Origin of the sequence: Halorubrum miltondacostae (assembly GCF_041379815.1) — an archaeon.
GTDB classification, from domain to species: Archaea; Halobacteriota; Halobacteria; order Halobacteriales; family Haloferacaceae; genus Halorubrum; species Halorubrum miltondacostae.
This window is the reverse complement of sequence record NZ_JBEDNY010000002.1, coordinates 130,348-147,453: the sequence shown is the minus strand read 5'-3', so window position 1 is coordinate 147,453 and position 17,106 is coordinate 130,348. Positions and strand designations below refer to the sequence as shown.

15 protein-coding genes are annotated in these 17,106 nt (G+C 71.3%); 6 read left to right on the top strand and 9 right to left on the bottom strand.

The features are described 5' to 3' along the window. Positions 1–71: 71 nt before the first annotated feature. The 3 genes from ABNG04_RS06215 to ABNG04_RS06205 all read left to right on the top strand — a co-directional run bounded on the left by ABNG04_RS06215 (position 72) and on the right by ABNG04_RS06205 (position 3,147). Positions 72–632: a gluconate 2-dehydrogenase subunit 3 family protein gene (locus tag ABNG04_RS06215; protein ID WP_371160997.1), complete on the top strand. Its 561-nt coding sequence runs from the start codon at positions 72–74 to the stop codon at positions 630–632. Continuing rightward, positions 629–2,272: a GMC family oxidoreductase gene (locus ABNG04_RS06210; RefSeq protein ID WP_371160995.1), complete on the top strand. Its 1,644-nt coding sequence runs from the start codon at positions 629–631 to the stop codon at positions 2,270–2,272. Before ABNG04_RS06215 ends, ABNG04_RS06210 begins: the two co-directional genes overlap by 4 nt. 65 nt (positions 2,273–2,337) lie before the next feature. Beyond that, the gene (locus tag ABNG04_RS06205; RefSeq protein ID WP_510952314.1) at positions 2,338–3,147 is read left to right on the top strand and encodes a dolichyl-phosphate hexose transferase; all 810 of its coding nucleotides are present in this window, start codon (positions 2,338–2,340) and stop codon (positions 3,145–3,147) included. A 219-nt stretch (positions 3,148–3,366) separates the two neighbouring features. Here ABNG04_RS06205 and ABNG04_RS06200 read toward each other — a convergent pair whose 3' ends face one another. The 4 genes from ABNG04_RS06200 to ABNG04_RS06185 are packed head-to-tail and all read right to left on the bottom strand — an operon-like array spanning position 3,367 to position 9,151. Then, positions 3,367–5,625, bottom strand: coding sequence for a DUF7846 domain-containing protein (locus tag ABNG04_RS06200; RefSeq protein ID WP_371160993.1), 2,259 nt, complete (start codon positions 5,623–5,625; stop codon positions 3,367–3,369). Between the two features lie 13 nt (positions 5,626–5,638). After that, positions 5,639–6,766: an extracellular solute-binding protein gene (locus ABNG04_RS06195; protein WP_371160991.1), complete on the bottom strand. Its 1,128-nt coding sequence runs from the start codon at positions 6,764–6,766 to the stop codon at positions 5,639–5,641. A 39-nt stretch (positions 6,767–6,805) separates the two neighbouring features. Then, the gene (locus ABNG04_RS06190; protein WP_371160989.1) at positions 6,806–7,987 is read right to left on the bottom strand and encodes an alpha-1 4-glucan-protein synthase; all 1,182 of its coding nucleotides are present in this window, start codon (positions 7,985–7,987) and stop codon (positions 6,806–6,808) included. 30 nt (positions 7,988–8,017) lie between these two features. Beyond that, on the bottom strand, positions 8,018–9,151 hold the full coding sequence (locus ABNG04_RS06185; protein WP_371160988.1) for a lysylphosphatidylglycerol synthase transmembrane domain-containing protein: 1,134 nt from the start codon (positions 9,149–9,151) through the stop codon (positions 8,018–8,020). 119 nt (positions 9,152–9,270) lie between these two features. Between ABNG04_RS06185 and ABNG04_RS06180 the strand changes: the two genes are divergently transcribed. Continuing rightward, a complete protein-coding gene (locus ABNG04_RS06180; RefSeq protein ID WP_371160986.1) occupies positions 9,271–9,561 on the top strand; it encodes a DUF7967 family protein in 291 nt (96 codons plus the stop codon). Positions 9,562–9,633: 72 nt separating this feature from the next. Continuing rightward, positions 9,634–10,194, top strand: coding sequence for a rhomboid family intramembrane serine protease (locus ABNG04_RS06175; RefSeq protein ID WP_371160985.1), 561 nt, complete (start codon positions 9,634–9,636; stop codon positions 10,192–10,194). Between the two features lie 105 nt (positions 10,195–10,299). Here the strand turns inward: ABNG04_RS06175 and rpsJ are convergent, their stop codons facing one another. The 5 genes from rpsJ to ABNG04_RS06150 all read right to left on the bottom strand — a co-directional run bounded on the left by rpsJ (position 10,300) and on the right by ABNG04_RS06150 (position 16,222). Continuing rightward, entirely contained in the window at positions 10,300–10,608 is a 309-nt protein-coding gene (gene rpsJ / locus ABNG04_RS06170) for a 30S ribosomal protein S10 (protein ID WP_004048854.1), read from the bottom strand. Between the two features lie 3 nt (positions 10,609–10,611). Next, positions 10,612–11,877 (bottom strand): translation elongation factor EF-1 subunit alpha, encoded by a 1,266-nt coding sequence (gene tuf, locus ABNG04_RS06165; RefSeq protein WP_006111547.1) that lies wholly within the window; start codon positions 11,875–11,877, stop codon positions 10,612–10,614. Between the two features lie 208 nt (positions 11,878–12,085). Beyond that, entirely contained in the window at positions 12,086–13,084 is a 999-nt protein-coding gene (locus ABNG04_RS06160) for a homoserine dehydrogenase (RefSeq protein ID WP_371160984.1), read from the bottom strand. Continuing rightward, positions 13,081–13,713 (bottom strand): amino acid-binding protein, encoded by a 633-nt coding sequence (locus tag ABNG04_RS06155; RefSeq protein ID WP_371160982.1) that lies wholly within the window; start codon positions 13,711–13,713, stop codon positions 13,081–13,083. Before ABNG04_RS06155 ends, ABNG04_RS06160 begins: the two co-directional genes overlap by 4 nt. Positions 13,714–14,032: 319 nt before the next feature. Continuing rightward, positions 14,033–16,222: an elongation factor EF-2 gene (locus tag ABNG04_RS06150; RefSeq protein WP_371160980.1), complete on the bottom strand. Its 2,190-nt coding sequence runs from the start codon at positions 16,220–16,222 to the stop codon at positions 14,033–14,035. Positions 16,223–16,416: 194 nt separating this feature from the next. Here ABNG04_RS06150 and ABNG04_RS06145 point away from each other — a divergent pair, with 194 nt between their 5' ends. Continuing rightward, on the top strand, positions 16,417–17,058 hold the full coding sequence (locus ABNG04_RS06145; protein ID WP_371160978.1) for a bifunctional 4-hydroxy-2-oxoglutarate aldolase/2-dehydro-3-deoxy-phosphogluconate aldolase: 642 nt from the start codon (positions 16,417–16,419) through the stop codon (positions 17,056–17,058). Positions 17,059–17,106: the final 48 nt, after the last annotated feature.

The following is a 17,106-nucleotide window of genomic DNA, read 5'->3' as shown; positions in this document are numbered from 1 at the left end:
CGGCGCGCTCTCGACGGGGGCGGCAACCGCGCTCCGACGGATATATTAGTTTAGGGTTGCCTAAAAACCGCATGGAACTGACGCGGCGCGACGCGGCGGCGGCGCTGGCCGCGCTCGGCGCGAGCGGCGGGGTCGCGCTCGGTGCGCGCGTCGCCGCCGACCGGGGTCGCGACGGCGACCCGGACGAGGGCCCCGAGACGGGCGAGGTCGCAAGCGACGACGAGACCGTGCGCGAGACGCTGACCGCCGTCGCGTCGGTCGTCTACCCGTCCGACCTCGCCGGCGTCGAGGCGTTCGTCGAGGCCTTCCTCGCCGGGCGGCTGGACGGCTCCGCGCACGCGACGGGAGTCCGCGAGACCGTCGCGGAGCTGAACCACCTCGCGAACTCGTGGCACGGCGCGCCGGTCGCCGACCTCGACGCCGCCGACCGCGACCGGCTCCTCCGGGAGGTCGGGGCCGACGCCGCCGACGAGGACCCCGACGGAACGACCGCCGAGCGGGTCCGGTACTACGTCGTCAACGAGCTGCTGCTCGCGCTGTACGCCTCGCCGACCGGCGGTGAGCTCGTCGGCATCGAGAACCCGCAGGGACACCCTGGCGGCGCGGAGAGCTACCAGCGGGGGCCGCCGTGAGCGGCGCGGAGAGCTCCGGCGGCGAGCGGTCGGACGTCGACGGGATCGACCGGACTCCCGTTGCCGACGCGGACGTCTGCGTCGTCGGCGCCGGCCCCGCGGGGGCGTTGGTCGCCGACCGGCTCGCGGGCGACCGCGACGTGGTGGTCCTCGACGCCGGGCCGCGGTTCGACCCCGACGACCGGGTCGCCAGACAGGAGCGGGCGATCCGGCCGTCCTACGGCCGGCCGGACGTCTGGGACGTGGGCGGCGAGCGCGACGCCCACGAGAGCGCAGGCGACCGGTTCTACCCGCTGAACCACGCCCGCGTGAAGGGGGTCGGCGGGTCGACGCTCCACTGGCAGGGGATGGTGATGCGGCTCCACGAGGACGACTTCAACTCCGGGAGCGAGCGCGGCGTCGGCCCCGACTGGCCCATCGACTACGCCGACCTGCGGCCGTACTACGCCGCGGCGGAGCGCGAGCTGGGCGTCGCGGGCGCGTCCGACAACCCCTACGCGCCGCCGCGCGAGGAGCCCCACCCGATGCCGCCGTTCGAGCCCTCTTACAGCGACTCGCTGTTCGCCGAGGCCTGCGAGTCGCTCGGGATCGACATGCACTCGGTGCCGAACGCGCGCAACTCCGAGCCCTACGAAGGGCGGTCTCCCTGCGTCGGCTATGGCACCTGTCAGCCCGTCTGCCCGAGCGGCGCGAAGTACGACGCGACGGTTCACGTCGAGCGCGCCGAGGAGCGGGGGGCGACCGTGATCGACCGCGCGCCGGTCGAGCGCCTCGAACACGACGGCGACGACCGGGTGACCGCCGCCGTCTACGCGACGCCCGACGGGGAGCAACACCGGCAGGAAGCCGACGCCTTCGTCGTCGCGGCCGGCGGGGTGGAGACCCCGCGGCTCCTCCTGCTGTCCGCCTCCGACCGCTACCCCGACGGGCTGGCGAACGGGAGCGGCCACGTCGGGGAGTTCTTCATGGACCACCTGTTCGCGGGGGCGGGCGGCACGCTCGACGAGCCGACGAGACAGAACCACGTCGGCTTCTACACCAGCGCCTGCGACCAGTTCTACGACGAGGCCAACGCTGAGCAGGCCCCGTTCAAGCTCGAGTTCTTCAACTACGCGGGCCCCTCGCCGGTGGAGTCGGCGCTGTCGGGCGACGACTGGGGCGATTCGCTCCGCGACCGGCTGCGAAGCGAGTACGGCAACCACGTCGCGATGGGCGGCCTCGTCGAGCAGCGCCCGGACGCCGACAGCCGCGTGACGCTCGCGGACGACCGGACGGACGACCGCGGCAACCCGGTCCCGCGGATCGAGTGGACCGTCGGCGACCGCGCGCTCGACACCATCGAGCGGGCGAACGAGATCCAGGTGTCGATCTTGGAGGAACTCGGGGCCGACGTCGAATGGGTCGCCGGCCCGGACGCGACCGGCCCCGCCTACCACCACATGGGCACGACGCGGATGAGCGACGACCCCGACCGCGGCGTCGTCGACGCCGACTGCCGCACGCACGACCTCGACAACTGCTGGATCGCCTCCAGTTCGGTGTTCCCGACGAGCGGCGCGATGAACCCGACCCTCACCATCGCCGCGCTGGCGCTCCGCGTCGCCGACGACGTCGACGCCCGGCTCTCGCGGCGGACCTGACGGCTCGTCGCCACTATTTTAGGTAAACCTAAAAACTCAAGTGCGTGCGAGCGGAGATGCGGGTAATGAGCGACTCAGCACACGCGACGAACGGGTCCGCGAGCGCCGTGGGCGCGACGGCCGACGACGAGAGCGAGGCCGCGAACGCGGCGGAAAACGACGACGAGACCGCGAGCGCGGCGGACGCGGGCGAGTACACCTTCGACGACCTCAGCGTCGTGATGGGGGCGTACAACGAGGAGGAGGCGATCGCGACGGTGCTCGAAGACATCGAGCGCGTCACGGACGGGAAGGCGGAAGTCGTCTGCGTCGACGGTTCCTCGGACCGGACGGCGGAGATCGCCCGCGAACACGGCGCGCGGGTCATCGAACAGGAGCCGCAGGGGTACGGCGTCGCCGTCCGCGAGGCGGTCCTGACGCCCGACCGGCCCGTGGTCGTCACGACCGACTGCGACGACACCTACCCGATGGACGCGCTGCCGGAGTTCCTCGCCGAGATCAACGACGGGGCCGACGTGGTGAGCGGCGACCGGCTCTACCACGGCGCGGAGGCGATGCCGGCGTTCAACCGCTTCGGCAACCACGCGTTCGCGGCGGTCGCCTCCCTCCTGATGGGCGAGCGCGTCCACGACACCACCACCGGGATGCGCGCGTACCGGAGCGAGGTGGTCGAGGAGATCGGCTGGACCGAGAACACCGGCCTCTCCGCCGAGCTCCTCATCCGCCCGCTGATGCGCGGCTACGACGTCCGCGAGCGCCCGATCCGGTACGCCGAGCGCCTCGGCGAGACGAAGCTCGACCCGATCGGCGGCGGGGTCGCCATCGCGAAGTCGATCGTCACCGTCTGTCTTGAAGAGCAGCTGCGGCGGTTCTGAGGGCGCTTCTCCCCTCGACGCGGTCGTCGGATGGCGGTCCAGACGTACACTGTGGGCACAGTGGGCCGCCGCCGGCGACGTTTTTATCCCCTGAGTGACGACGCCAGTCGTTTACAGATAGACGACCACCGCGGTGGCGTGTGCGGACGACCGCCCGCGGGGCGCGAGTCGCACGCACGAGGTCGTCGGGCGACGCCCGACTGTCAGAGGGGTCTTCAGTCACTCGCCGGAGTCGCTCGCCTCGGCCTCCGTCTCGAAGACGACCCACTCGGCGTGTTCGCCGGGGCGGTCGGGGAGGTACGTCCCCTCGCTCCCACAGTCGGTGACGAGCCGGCACACCGACCGCTCCGGGGGCCAGACGACCTCGACGTCAGCGGCGCTCGCGTTCGCCTCGCCGTCCCCGACCGCCTCGCCGCCCGCGGTTCGGACCGTCATCTCCTGCCGGTAGGTGAACGTCGAGCCGTCGGGCGCGAACAGCGTCACGGTGAGGATCGCCACGTCGCCCGCGGGGTCGACGGTCACCGGCCCGTCGGGCGCGCCCGCGAGCCGGACCCCGTCCTCGCCGACCGACCACTCGACCGCGAGCGGGTCGCCGGCCTCGGGGTCGGGCACGTCGTACACCGCGCGCTCCTCGCCGCGGCGGGTCTCCAGTCGGACCCGCGCGCTCTCGACGCGCTCCGGGACCCCGACCGTCGTCTCGGCCGCGACCCGCGAGCCGGAGCGCACGTCGATCGGCTCCAGCTTCGGCGTGACGCGCGACTCGGGGTCGGCGGTCCACGCGCCGCGGTAGCCGTAGCGGTAGAGCGTACGGTTCGGGTAGGCGTCGAGGACCGCGAAGTCCTCGACCGGGTCGCGGTCGAGCGCGTACACCGCGTCGCCGTCGAGCCCAGGGCCGTTCCGGAGCCGCTGGAACGGGTGCGCGAGCCACTCGCCGTACGGCGTCGGGACGAACACCAGCGCGTTCGCGAACTCCGCCTCGTCGAACGGCGCGTACGCGGCCTCGTGTTTAGCGTCGATCCCCGCGTTGCGCTGGACCGGGTCGGCCGCGGTCGCGACCGCGGCACCGGAGGCGACGACGAGGGCGACGGCGACGGCGACGGCGACCGCGACCGCGGCGCGCGCGTTCCGTTCGGAGCCGGTCCGCGCGACGAGACGGGCGCGGAGCCGCGGCAGCACCCGCGCCCCGGCCGCGACGGCGAGCCCGCCGAACACCGACAGCGGCACGAGCAGGTCGAAGTGGTAGAACGGCCCGAACAGCGCGGCGAGCCCGTCGGTCGGGTCCGACAGCGTCGCGAGCGCGTTGTGCGTCCCCCAGAAGAACAGGTTCCCGACGACGACCGAGACGGCGATCCCGGCGACGATCAGCGCCGCCGTCTGCCGGAACGCCGGCGAGCCGTCGGGCTGAGTGCGGTCCCCTCCGGCCGCGAGGTCGACGCCGTCGCGCCAGCGCCGGACCGCGACCGCGCCGCCGACGGCGGCGAGCAGCGTCCCGAGCGGGCCGGCCGCGACCCAGCGCGTCGCCAGCTCCCACAGCGCGTAGCCGTTCGATTCGAGCGCCAGCGCCGGGGTGTACTCGACCGAGTGCCCCAGGATCCGTCGCTCGCCGAATCCAGGCCCGTCCATCGGCGCGAACGCCTGGTACGGGAAGGTGAACGCGGAGCCGGTTATCCGGAGGTTGTACGCGAGCGTCACGCCGACGAACAGCGTCCCGAACAGCGCCGTCAGCCCGTGTCTGCGGACCGTGTCCGGGAGCGACGACGGGGACAGGCCCTCGGCTGCGACCGCCGATCCGACGCGCCACAGGGCGTGGAGGATGAACGGCGCGGCGAACAGCACCGCGGTGAACGGGCGCGCGAAGAAGGCGACCCCGATAGCGACGCCGGCGGCGCCCGCGGCCGCGGTCGACCCGTCACGGACGCTCCGGAGGTACGCGACCGCGAACAGGAGGTTGAAGAAGGTCGTGGGCGCGTACGGGAGGAACGCCGCGCCGGTCAGGATTGCCATCGGAGACGCCGCGAACAGGGCGGCCGCGGCGAGCCCGGCGCGGCGCCCGCCGACGGTCCCGCCGAGCAGGTAGATGAGCGCGGCGTTGCCGGCGGCGATCGCGCCGAGCGTCACCCGCGGCTCGTCGAACAGGGCCATCGACACCGCGTACGTCGCCGCCGGGACCGGGCTGTACTTCGGGTAGAGCCGGCCGCCGTCCTCGACGAAGAACCACGGGTGGACGGCGTCGGCGAGCGCGCCGGCGTGGAACTCGAGCTGGCCGCCGAGCAGGAGCGCGGCCTGCGTGAGGTAGACGCCCTCGTCGTGGTTCGCGGAGTGGTGCGAGAAGACGGTCGCGGCGACCGCGAACGTCAGGAGCCCCGCGGCCAGCGAGACGCAGGCCGCGGCCGCGGCGGTCCGGTCCGCGCGAGCGAGGCGCTGACGGAGCCGGGCCGCGAGCCGCGCGAGGAGTGAGGGGTCGGAGCGGGACGACACGGGGCGAGACGGATCAGACGTCGACGCCGGCCTCGCGCATCAGGTCGACGGTGGCCTCCAGGTCGGAGAGCTCCGTCAGGTCGACGTCCGGGACGTCGAGCTCGTCGATCGACGGGAGGTCGCCGATCGGATCCACGTCGGGGATGAGCGGGTACTCGAACGTCGAGCGCGCGAAGTAGTCCTGCGCCTCCGCGGACAGCAGGTGCCGGACGAAGTTGCCGGCGAGCGTCGCGTCGGTGGCGGTGTCGATCACCGCGGCGCCCGCGACGTTGAACACCGCGCCGGCGTCGCCTTCGGTGAACGCGGTGTCGATCGTCGCGTCCGGGCTCCCGTCGAGGACGCGCTGGATGTAGTAGTGGTTCGTGAACCCGGCGTCGACGCTCCCGTCGGCGATCTCCTGGCAGACGCGGAACTCGTCGTTGTACGCGGTCGCGCCGGAGGCGACGACGGCCTCGAGCCACTCGCGGGTGGCCTCATCGCCTTCGAGGATCCGCATGGCGGTGACGAACGCCTGGCAGGAGCCGTAGGAGGGGGCCCACGCGAGGTCGCCGTCGAACGCCTCCGGGAACGCCATAATGTCGCTCGGCACGTCTTCGGCGTCGTACTCGCCGCTGTCGTACGGGACCGTGCGCGCCCGGCCGGAAGTGCCGATCCACTGGTCGGTGCGGAACTCCTCGCGGACCAGCTCGGCGACGTCGTCGGGGACCGCCTGCGTGCGCCCCTCGCTCGCGAGGGCGCCGAGCGACCCCGCGTTCACCGAGTAGAACACGTCCGCCGGCGACCCCTCCCCCTCGTTGATGATCGCGTTCACGTGGTCGGTGGAGGAGGCGTACCGGACCGTCAGATCGAGGTCGGGGTACTGCTCGTCGATGTACTCGACGAGCGGCCCGACGAGGAACTCGTTGCGGCCGGAGTACACTGTCAGCTCGCCCGACAGGTCCGGCATCTCGGAGATGGGCGTCCCGCCCGGGAGCCCGCGCCCCTCGCGGCCGGAGCCGATCTGTCCGATCGACGACTGCGCGTCGCCGTCGTCCGTCTCGTCGCCCGTACAGCCCGCGAGCGCGACTGCGCCGACCGCGCCGGCGCCCGCGAGGAACCGCCTCCGGTTCACGTCCGCCTCTGTGAGATCGTGGTTCGTCATGTCTTTTAGGCTTGCCTAAATGGTTTTAGTCGTGTCGGTTCAGTCGTCCGCCGGCGCCGGCGTCCGGCGGATCGCGTCGAGGCAGTCGAGCCAGTCGCGCATGTACTCGCCGCAGTGGTTGAGGAACGCGCCGTTGTTCCACTCCTCGAAGTCGCCCGCCGCGAGCGCGTCGGCCATCGCGTCGAAGACGGCCGCGTACGAGTCGGCGTCGGCACCCACTTCGTCGATCACCTCCCAGACATGCTCGTTCAGCTCCAGCCCGGCGACCTCGTTCGCGAGGTCGTTGAACGTCGACCGCGCGGCCTTGTTGTGTTCGCAGAGCGGGTCGCCGTTGTAGATCCGCTTGCCCAGCACGTCGCAGGCGCGCTTCAAGAAAAGCCCCGACCAGATGTCGTCGAACCGGCCCACGTCCCACTCGTTGTCGTCCATCGGCAGTTGGTAGAACGCCGGGATCACCTCGCGGCGGAACGCGAGGTTCATCGAGCAGACCGTGAGGTAGTTGCCGCGCGCGGCGACGAAGTCCTCGCCGAAGTCGTCGGCGGTCGTCCGGGTCTGCGCCTGCCCCTCGAGGTCGCCGTCCATCAGGATCCGGACGGCGTCGAGGTCGGGGACGTTCGTCCAGAGCCCCTGCGAGGCGACGACCTCGCCGGCGTCGACCGCGACCGAGTCCGTCTCGACCGTCTCGTCCATCGCCGAGTAGGGGTAGCCGCGCGGGTAGAGGCCGTGCTCGTCGGCGTTATCGTAGAGAACGTTCACCCAGTCCTCGTCGGAGCGCACGCGCTCGATTTCGCCGCCGAACGCCAGGTTCTCCATGTGGCGGCCGAAGTAGTCGACGTCGTCGTGCGGGAGCGTGTCGTCGTCGATGAACACGCCGTAGTCGAACGACTCGTCGGCCCACATGTACAGGAGGCCGAAGCTCGTCTCGGCGTGGCTCGCGGCGGGGACGACGTGGCCGTACTCCGCGACGCCGTTGGCCTCGTACCACGCCTCGCGGCGACTGCCGTCGAACACCTCGCCGGAGACGTCGAGGTCGTCGAGCATGGCGCGCATCTTCTCGACGTCACAGAAGTCCTCCGTGACGAGGACGAAGTGGAGCCGGGAGACGTCGAACCCGTGCTCGCGGGCGTTCGCCACGTAGTCGCGGAGACACTCGTACTCGCGTATCGTCGGGACGATGACGCAGACGTCCGGACCGTCGCGGTCCGAGGCTGTCGCATCCATACCCGCCATCTTTTAGGCTGGCCTAAAAGCTTAGCGGTCCGTCGTCGGCCGCGTCGCGGCCGCGTCCGGTTCGCGCTCCGCCTCGTCCGGAGCGCCCGCCAGCGAGAGGTCGAACGCGGCCGCGACGACGCCGCCCCCTGCGAGCGTGACGGCGTTCTTGAGCGCGTGGTCGAGCGCCGCCGCGGCGAGCGCGACCTCCGCCGGGATCGGCGTCGCCGCGACGACGATGCCGGTGAATGCCGCCTCGTACAGCCCGATCCCGCCCTGCGAGAGCGGCAGCACCTTCGCGAGGTTCCCGGCCGAGACGGCGAGCGTGCCGACCACGGCGAGCGCGACCGGGTCGATGGTCCCGCCGAACCCGCCGACGAGCGCCGCGAGGACGAAGACGGCAGTCACGACGTCCGCTCCCCACACGACGACGCTCGCGAGCGACACCCGGACGACCGCGCTCGCGTCCGCCGCCACGACGCGCACGGCGGCGCCGAACCGCACGGCGGCGTCGACGACCCGCGAGAGACGTGACCCCTCGGCTCGGTCGCGGAGGGCCGGCCCGAACCGTCGGTCGCTGCGAGCGACTGCGACGACGGCGACGGAGCACAGCCCGGCGGCGAGGGCGGTCCCGGCGGCGGCCGCGGCCGCTCGCTCCGAGCCGGCGGGAGCGACGGTCCGCCCGTCCGCGAGGAGGGTCGCGAGCGCGACACCGCCGAGCGCGCCGAGCGCGACCAGGTCGAAGGCGCGCTCGACCGCCAGCGAGGCGACGCCCGTCGGGTAGGGGACGCCGCGCCGGTCGTTCAGCAGGTACGCGCGCACCCCGTCGCCGGCCCGCGCGGGGACGATCAGGTTTGCGGTCTGACTCGCGAACACGGCCGCGGTGAGGAACGCCGTGCGACATCGGTACCCCATTGGCGCGAGCACGTCGCCATACCGCCGTCCGCGGACGGGCCACGAGAGGAGATACGCGACGAGCGCCGCGGCGAGCAGCGCCGGGTCCGCGGCGGCGGCCGCCGAGACGACGGCCCCGACGTCGAGCGTCCGCGTCAGCACCGCGCCGCCGACCGCGAGGACGAGGAGCGTCCCGGCGACAGCGAGCGATCCCCGGGGCAGGCGCTCGCGCAGTCGGGAAAAGCGCTCGCGGAGCCGAGCGGCGGCGGTTCGCGGGTCCATGCGATTATTTAGGTCGCCCTAAAGAACATAACGCTGGCGGTTCGCGGAGGCGAGCCGCAGGGTGAGTTCGACGCGACTCCGACGCGACACGTTTGTTCGTAGAACGTGAAACACCGCGCATGAGCGCGAACGAGGCGGCCGGCGACGACGTCCGGATGTGGCTCGTCGAGCGTACCTACTCTGACGACGAGCAGAACATGGTGATCCTCACATACGCGACGCCGGACGGCGAGCGCTACTTCCGCAAGGAGCGGGCGCTGACCTCCTTCACGGACGTGCGCGACACCACGGCCGCCGTCGACGCCGGGGCGTCGAACGTCGGGGCGGTCGAGGACCCCGGCGACCGCGAGCGGTACGCCGCCGAGGCGACGCGGATGGCGCGCGCCCACGACCCCGACGACGTCATCTGAGCCGCGCCGGCGGCGACCCGCGAGCGACGCGGCCGCACAGCCTTTTCACCGCCCGGTCCCAACGTTCGCTCGATGCGCGCCACTCTCGAGACGCTCGGCGTCGCCCTCCTCGTCGGCGCCGCGCAGGCCCTCCTCAGCGTCGTCGGCCTCGCCGGACTGTTCGCGCTGTCGACCCCCGTCGCCGTCGCTCCCTGGACGCTCGTCACGAGCGTGTATGCGCACGGCTCTGTCGGCCACCTGCTGGCGAACGCCCTCGCGCTGCTTCTCGTCGGCCCCCTCGTCGAGCGCCGGACGACCCGCGTGCGTTTCCACGCGTTCGTGGTCACGACGGGCGCGCTCGCGGGCCTCGCGCAGGTGACGATCGGCGGGCTCCTCGGCCCGCCGGCCGCCGTGTTGGGGATCAGCGGCGCGGTGTTCGCGCTCGGCGGCTACCTGCTCGCCGGCAACGTCGTGAGCGAGACGCTATTCGACCGCCTGCGTCTTCCGCCGCGGGCCCAACTGGTCCTGTTCGGCCTCGTCGCCGTCGTCCTCACGGCGACGACGGCCGCGCCCGGCGTCGCGCTGATCGCGCACGGAACCGGGGCGTTCTGCGGCCTCGTCGCCGGCCGCGTCGGCCTGCTCGACGCGCGCTGACCGGAACCGGACCGGACGGTGGGCGGAGATCGCGAGACGCGACCGACGGCGCCGGGGCTAGCCGGTGTGAAAAACGAGAGGGGTGAAAGAGAAACGCCCTAGCGCTCAGTCTTCGAGAACAATCTCGATGCTGACGTCGTTCGGCACTTGGACGCGCATGAGCTGGCGGAGCGCGCGTTCGTCGGCGTCGATATCGATCAGCCGCTTGTGGACGCGCATCTCCCAGTGCTCCCACGTCGCCGTCCCCTCACCGTCCGGGGACTTGCGCGACGGGATCTCGAGCGTCTTCGTCGGCAGCGGGATCGGGCCCGACAGGGCGACTCCCGTCGAGTCCGCGATCTCGCGGACGTCGTCGCAGATGTCGTCGAGGTCCTCGGGGCTCGTGCCGGCGAGGCGGACGCGTGCCTGCTGCATCGATTATCGCTCGTTGACGTCCAGCACCTTGCCGGCCGCGATGGTCTGCCCCATGTCGCGGATGGCGAAGCTGCCGAGCTCCGGAATCTCGCCGGACGGCTCGATGCTGAGCGGCTTCTGGGGACGCACGGTGACGACCGCCGCGTCGCCGGACTTGATGAAGTCCGGGTTCTCCTCGGCGACCTCACCGGACGAGGGGTCGATCTTCTGATCGATGGACTCGATCGTACAGGCGACCTGCGCCGTGTGGGCGTGGAAGACCGGGGTGTAGCCGGCCGTGATGACCGACGGGTGCTGCATGACGACGACCTGCGCCTGGAACGTCTCGGCGACGCTCGGCGGGTCGTCGGCCGGGCCACAGACGTCGCCGCGGCGGATGTCGTCCTTGCCGATGCCGCGGACGTTGAATCCGACGTTGTCACCGGGCTCGGCCTTGGGCACCTCTTCGTGGTGCATCTCGACCGTCTTCACCTCGCCGCCCACGTCGGACGGCTGGAAGGAGACGTTGTCGCCGGTGTTGAGGATCCCGGTCTCGACGCGTCCCACGGGGACGGTCCCGATGCCGGAGATGGTGTAGACGTCCTGGATCGGCAGGCGGAGCGGCGCGTCCGTCGGCGGCTCGGCCTCCGGCAGGTTGTTGAGCGACTCCAGCAGCGTGGGGCCGTCGTACCACGACGTGTTCTCGGACTCCTCGGCGACGTTGTCGCCCTCGAAGGCCGAGATCGGCACGAACGTGGTGTCGTCGGTCGCGAAGCGGACCTGGTTGAGGAGGTCCTCGACCTCGCCGATGACCTCCTTGTAGGAGTCCTCGCTGTAGTCGACGATGTCCATCTTGTTGACGGCGATGATGAGCTCGTTGATCCCGAGCGTTCGGGCCAGGAACACGTGCTCACGCGTCTGGGGTGCGACGCCGTCGTCGGCCGCGACGACGAGCACCGCGTTGTCGGCCTGCGAGGCGCCCGTGATCATGTTCTTCACGAAGTCACGGTGGCCCGGACAGTCGACGATGGTGAAGTAGTACTCGTCGGTGTCGAACTCCTGGTGGGCGATGTCGATCGTGACGCCGCGCTCGCGCTCCTCGGCGAGGTTGTCCATCACGTAGGCGAACTCGAAGCCGCCCTTGCCCTTCTCTTCGGCTTCCTCGCGGTGCTGCTCGATTACGTGCTCGGGGACGCTCCCCGTCTCGAAGAGGAGGCGACCCACGAGCGTACTCTTGCCGTGGTCGACGTGGCCGATGATGGCCAAGTTCTGGTGCGGTTTGTCACTCATGGGGTAATCACGCGCTAAGGCGCTCTGTGAGTAAGTTTCGGTAGATTCCACTAAAACGGTTTCGATACGGCCCACAGAGTATCGCGCCGCTGTCCGGCGATTCTCGACAACGCGGGGCACGCCACGCCGGCGCACGGAGACCGCGGGGGGGGCGGTAACGCGGACCGACGGCGTGTCTCGATCGGCGGCGCGGACCGCCGCGGCCGGGCTACTCCAGGCAGCCCACGTCGCCAAGGACCGCGCTGGCGGTCTCGGGACCGCCCGCGCCACGGCCGGAGATGTTGAGCCGCCCGGCGTGGGAGGTCTCGATCTGGACGATGTTCTGCGTCCCGGAGACCGCGAGCGTCCCGTTCTCGGGGACGAGCCGCGGCGCGACGCGGACGGTCTCGCCGGTCGCCTCGCCGATCAGCCGGACCGTCTGCCCGTCCTCGGCCGCGAGCCGGAGCGCGGAGCCGGGCACGTCGCGGATCCCGGCGACGTCGGCGTCGGCGAGCGTGAGCTCCCGGGCGTCGGCCGGGTCGTCGGCCGCACCGAACGAGAGCACGTTCGCGAGGATGACGCACTTCAGCGCCGCGTCGGTGCCGTCCACGTCGAAGGCGGGATCGGCCTCGGCGACCCCGAGGTCCTGCGCCTCCGCGAGGACGTGGTCGTAGTCGAGTCCCTCCGCGGCCATCCGCGTCAGGATGAAGTTCGCCGTCCCGTTGAGGACGCCCCGGACCGCGGTGACGTGCCCGGGTTCAATGTCCTCGACGGTCGAGACCGCGGGGATCGCCCCGCCGACCGTCGCCTCGAACCGTATCTCGCCGTCGCTGTCGGCGACGGCCGCCCGCAGGTCTCCGTACCGCTCCGCGACCGGGCCCTTGTTCGCGAGGACGGCGTGCCGGTCGCGCTCCAGCGCGGCCGTCACGTGCGAGAAGCCCGGTTCGGCGTCGCCGAGCGTCGTCGGCGTCGCCTCCACGAGGACATCGTAGTCGGCCGCCAGCGCGTCGTCGGGGTCGTCGTCGCCGACGATCCCCCGTTCCGCCTTCCGCGCCACGACCGCGTCGGGGTCGACGCCCGGGGCGTCGTCCGCTCTCGGGCCGCCGGTCCCGTCCGCGACGACCGCGCTCGACGAGTCCGCGACCGCGACGACCTCGTGGCCGTGTTCGCCCGCCAGCTCGACGACAGAGCGCCCGACCGCGCCCGCGCCGATCACGGCGAGTCTCACGCCTCCACCCCCGTGAGCGGCTCGACGACGCGGAGGTCCTTCTCCGCGGCCAGGTCGCGGACCGCCGCGAGCGCCGCGTCCGTCTCGCCGGCGCGGGCCTCGAGCCGGAGCCGCGCGCTCGACACCTCCTCGGTGCCCTGCGGGGCCGCGAGCGACACGTCGGCGACCGACGCCGACTCGCAGGCCTCGATCCGCGAGAGCGTGTCGGAGAGGTCCGTGTCGATGAGGTGGCCGAAGAGGAGCAGCGTCACCTCCTCGGCGTACCGCTCCGTGCCCGCCTGCATCACGTTCACGCCCTCGCTGCGGAGCGCGTCGACGATCTCCTCGAAGCGCTCGGGGGCGGCCTCGAAGTCGACCTCGACCGGGATCCGCCCGCGGGGCGTCTTGTTGCCGCGCTCGTGGTAGATCGATAGGAGGTTCCCGCCGTTGTCGGCGATCGGGTGGAGCGCGGCGAGCAGCTGTCCGGGCTCGTCGACCAGCTCCAGCCGGACCGTGTGCGTCGAGGGGGTCGCGGCCGCGTGGCCACCGTCGGGCGAGGCCGAATCCGCGTCCTCCGCGTCGTCGACCGGATCGGTCTCGCCCTCGGCGTCTAGCGCGGCCTCCGGCGCCCCGTCGCGGCGGTCGCTCACGCGGCCACCTCCGGTCTCTCGTCGCGGCCGATCGTCTCGAGGGCGCGCGGTCGGGGGCACGGTCCTGTCCCCGGCGTGGAGCGGTCGCTCGGTGGCTCCGTCGCGGTGCGCCGGGGGGGAGTCGTACCCGTCTGCATACCCGAACGGAGTCGGACGATCGGGTATAAGCCTTCGGCGGGGGCAGGCGTTGCCTCGCTCCCGTGCCTGTCAACGCGGCGCACGGTTCGGGGAGATCTGCCGCGATCGACGGCGTCGGGACTCTCGGGCGGAAGACGCGAGAGAGGAATGGACCGCAGAGACCGCGGACCGCGCCGTCGACTTAGAAGTAGTCGATCGACTGCGGCAGTTCGAGCTTCATCCCCTTGCGCTCGCGGATCTCCATGATCTTCTCGCGCTGGAGGTTGTCGACGAGGACGCGGAAGCCCGCGTTCTCGGTGTTCCACGAGGCGCGGCCCTCGGTGGCCGAGCGGATGTCGGAGGAGAACCCGATCATCTCCTCGACGGGTGCGATGCCCTCGACGACCATGAGGTCGCCCTCCTGGTACATGTCGTCGACGCGGCCGCGACGACCCTGGATCTCACCGGAGGCCGCGCCCATGTGCTCCGAGGGGACGTCGATGCGGACGTCCTGGATGGGTTCGAGCAGGCGGACCTCGCCGTCGATCAGCGAGCGGTGGACCGCGTCGCGGACCGCGGGGATGACCTGCGCCGGACCGCGGTGGATGGTGTCCTCGTGGAGCTTCGCGTCGTGGAGTCGGAACAGCGACCCCTGGACCGGCTCGGCGGCCAGCGGGCCGTCGTCGAGCGCCTCCTGAAGCCCCTCCAAGACGAGCTCCATCGTCTCGTTGAGGTGCTGAATCCCCTTCGTGTCGTCGATGAGGATGTTGGTCCGGTGGATGTCCTCGACGTTCTGGGAGGTGTCCTTGTCCATACCGGCCTCCTGCAGCGCCTCGCGGCGCTCCAGTTCAGGCATGTCCATCGAAACCTCGCCGAGCTGGATGGCGTCGACGATCTCCTGGTCCATCGGCTCGACGGTGATGTAGAACTTGTTGTGGCGGTTCGGCGACTGCCCCTCGACCTCGCGAGAGGACTCCTGGGGCTGCTCGCGGAACACGACGATCGGTTCGCCGGTGATGACCGGGATGCCCTGGTTGTCGCGGATCCGCTGGGTGATCACTTCGAGGTGGAGCTCGCCCTGCCCGCTGATGAGGTGCTCGCCGGTGTCCTCGTTGATCTCGATCTGGATTGTCGGGTCCTCCTTGGCGACCTGCTGGAGCGTCTCGATGAGCTTCGGCAGGTCGTCCATGTTCTGCGCCTCAACGGACTTCGTGATGACCGGCTCGGAGATGTGCTCGATCGACTCGAACGGCGTCATCTCTATCGAGGAGACGGTGGAGCCGGCGATGGCGTCACGCAGTCCGGTGACGGACGCGATGTTCCCCGCCGGGACGCGGTCCACCTCCTCGCGCTCGGACCCCATGAAGAGCCCGACGCTCTGGATGCGGTTCTTGCCGGCGGTGCCGGAGACGTACAGCTCCTGGCCCTTCTCCAGCGTGCCGGAGAAGACGCGGCCCGTCGCGATCTCGCCCGCGTGCGGGTCCATGGAGATGTCGGTGACCATGAAGACGACGTCGCCGTCCTCGTCGACCAGCTGCATCCCCTCGGCCAGCTCGGTGTCGGGGTCACCGCGCCAGATGCGCGGGACGCGGCGGGGCTGCGCGTCGACCGGGTTCGGGAAGTGCTCGCAGACCATGTCGAGCACGACGTCCGACAGCGGCGTCCGCTCGTGGAGCTCCTGGCGCTTGTCATTCTGTTCGAGCTCCATGATGTCGCCGAAGTCCATGCCGGTCCGCTGCATCGAGGGCATCGAGACGCCCCACTTGTACAGCGCCGAGCCGAAGCCGACCGTGCCGTCCTCGACGGAGACGGTCCAGTCCTCGGGGATGTCGTCCATGTTCTCGGCCATCCCGCGGATGAGCTCGTTGACGTCGGCGATGACCGACATCAGCCGCTCTTGCATCTCCTGGGGCCCCTCCTGGAGCTCCGAGATGAGGCGGTCGACCTTGTTGATGAACAGCGTCGGCTTCACGCCCTCGCGGAGCGCCTGCCGGAGCACCGTCTCCGTCTGGGGCATGGCGCCCTCGACGGCGTCGACGACCACCAGCGCGCCGTCAACCGCGCGCATCGCGCGGGTGACGTCGCCCCCGAAGTCCACGTGGCCCGGGGTGTCGATGAGGTTGATGAGGTGGTTGGTGTCCTCGTACTCGTGGGTCATCGAGACGTTCGCCGCGTCGATGGTGATCCCGCGCTCCTGCTCGTCCTCCTTCGTGTCCATCGCGAGCTGCTCGCCCGCGGTGTCCTCGGAGATCATGCCGGCGCCCGCCAGCAGGTTGTCGGACAGCGTCGTCTTCCCGTGGTCGACGTGGGCGGCGATGGCGATGTTCCGGATGTGCTCCGGGTTGTCCATCAGCCGCTCACATTCCTGAACGATCTTCTTGCGTCGGCCCATTATACCGAGTGTTACCGAAAGCAGGGTCAAAAGGGTAGTGTTTCGTCGCGGCCGATTCGACGGGGATCACCCCCGATCGCCGCCGATTTCGTGTTTACCCGTGCCACGGAACGGCCGCTGCGGTCGCTCGGAAGCGGCCGCCGCCGGAGCCGGCATCGGCGCGGTTTTAAGGGCAGACTCGGGAAACGAGGAGTATGAACGAGACGCTCTCACGGCTCGTCGACAGCGGCGTCGTCGCGGTGCTGCGCGGGGTGCCCGCCGACCAGCTCATCGAGATCGCGGAGGCGCTCCGCGAGGGCGGCGTCACCGCCGTCGAGATCACCGCGGACACGCCGAACGTCGGAGACCTCATCGGCGAGGTCGCCGGCTCCTTCGACGACGAGGTCGTCGTCGGCACGGGGACGGTCCTCGACAGCGAGACGGCCCGGACGACGCTGATGGCCGGCGCAGAGTTCGTCGTCTCGCCGAGCCTCCACGAGGACGTCATCGAGACGTGTAACCGCTACGGCGCGGTCAGCGCGCCCGGCGTGATGACGCCCACCGAGGCGGTCCGCGGTTACGAGGCCGGCGCCGACTTCGTGAAGGTGTTCCCGGCGAAGACCGTCGGGCCGGCCCACCTCGGCGCGATGAAGGGGCCGCTCGGCCAGATCCCGATGATGCCAACGGGCGGCGTCAGCCCGGACAACGCCGCGGAGTACGTCGAGGCTGGCGCGTTCTCGGTCGGCGCGGGCGGCGCGCTCGTCGACTACGACGCCGCCGAGCGCGGCGATTACGAGGCCATCACCGAGACCGCCCGCGAGTTCACGCGGGTGGTCGAGGAGGCGCGCGGCGACTGAGCCCCGGCACGGCGCGGTGAGGCCCGCTCGACCCGCGGTCGCTCCGAC